The organism is Deinococcus pimensis DSM 21231 (assembly GCF_000519345.1).
In the GTDB taxonomy this organism is placed as follows: Bacteria; Deinococcota; Deinococci; order Deinococcales; family Deinococcaceae; genus Deinococcus_A; species Deinococcus_A pimensis.
The window spans coordinates 48863-50539 of record NZ_KI912669.1; the positions used below are offsets into that span (position 1 = coordinate 48863).

The following is a 1677-nucleotide window of genomic DNA, read 5'->3' on the forward strand; positions in this document are numbered from 1 at the left end:
GTGGCCGTCACGCCCACGTACGGGACGAGCGGGTCGCAGACGACCATGACGATGCCGACGGTGACCACGCTCAACAGCGGCGCCAGCCTGACGTACACCGTCACGGTGACCGCGCCGAGCGTGAACGCCTCCACCTCCGTCACCAACACCGCGAGCGTGTCGTCGGCCACGGCGGACCTCGTGAGCGGCAACAACACGAGCAGCGTGGGCACCACCATCACCCCCAAGGCCGACCTGAGTGTCGTCAAGACGCTCACGAACCCCTCGGGCACCGTCTACGCGGGTAACGCGCTCACGTACACGGTCACCGTGACGAACAACGGCCCCAGCGCCGCGCAGAGCGTGAGCGTCACGGACACCCTGCCCGTGGGAATAGCGCAGGGGAGCGTGACGCTGGGCGGCGTGGCCGTCACGCCGGTGTACGGGACGAGCGGGTCGCAGACGACCATGACGATGCCGACGGTGACCACGCTCAACAGCGGTGCGAGCCTGGTGTACACCATCACCGTGACCGCGCCCGCTGCGGGCGGCAGCATCACCAACACCGCGAGCGCGACGACCACGACGTTCGATCCCACCACGCCCAACACGAGCAGCGTGGGCACCACCATCACCCCGAGGGCCGACCTGAGCGTGACGAAGGTGCTGACCAGCCCCACCTCAGCGACGATCTACGCGGGTGACCAGCTCACCTACACGGTCACGGTCAGCAACAACGGCCCCAGCGCCGCACAGAGCGTGAGCGTCCTGGACACGCTGCCCGTGGGCGTGACCCAGGCGAGCGTGACGCTCTCGGGCGCGCCCGTCACGCCGGTATACGGGACGAGCGGGTCGCAGACGACCCTGACGATGCCGACGGTGACCACGCTCAACAGCGGCGCCAGCCTGACGTACACCGTCGTGATCACCGCTCCGAGCGCGGGCGGCAGCATCACCAACACCGCGAGCGCGTCGTCGGCCACGGCGGACCTCGTCACCACCAACAACAGCAGCAGCGTTTCGACCACCGTCGCCGCGAAGGCGGACCTGAGCGTGACGAAGGTGCTCACCAGCCCCACCTCCGGAACGATCTACGCCGGTGACCAGCTCACCTACACCCTCACGGCGTCAAACGCGGGGCCCAGCACCGCGCAGACCGTCCTCGTGACGGACACGCTCCCGGCGGGCGCCACGCAGGTGAACGTGGTGAGCGTGAAGCTCGGCACGACCACGATCACGCCCACGTACTCGACGAACGCGGGCGGTCAGACCGTCATGACGATGCCGGGCGTGTCGAGCCTCGCGACGGGCAGCGCGAACAACCTCGTCTACACCGTCGTGATCACCGCGCCCGTCGCGGGCGGCAGCATCACCAACACCGCGAGCGTGTCGTCGGCCACGGCGGACCTCGTGAGCGCCAACAACAGCAGCAGCGTTTCGACCACCGTCGCCGCCAAGGCGGACCTGAGCATCGTCAAGACGCTCACCAGCCCCTCGGGCACCGTCTACGCGGGTGACGCGCTCACGTACACGGTCACCGTGACGAACAACGGCCCCAGCGCCGCGCAGAGCGTGAGCGTCCTGGACACGCTCCCCGTCGGGGTGACCCAGTCGAGCGTGACGGGCGTGACGCTCGCGGGCGCGGCCGTCACGCCCACGTACGGGACGAGCGGGTCGCAGACGACCATGACGATGCCG

1 protein-coding gene is annotated in these 1677 nt (G+C 69.3%); it reads left to right on the forward strand.

Going from position 1 to position 1677, the window contains the following annotated elements; all coding sequences use genetic code 11:
* Positions 1-1677: isopeptide-forming domain-containing fimbrial protein (locus DEIPI_RS40365; protein ID WP_281173239.1), on the forward strand; the 1677-nt coding region annotated here is incomplete at its 3' end.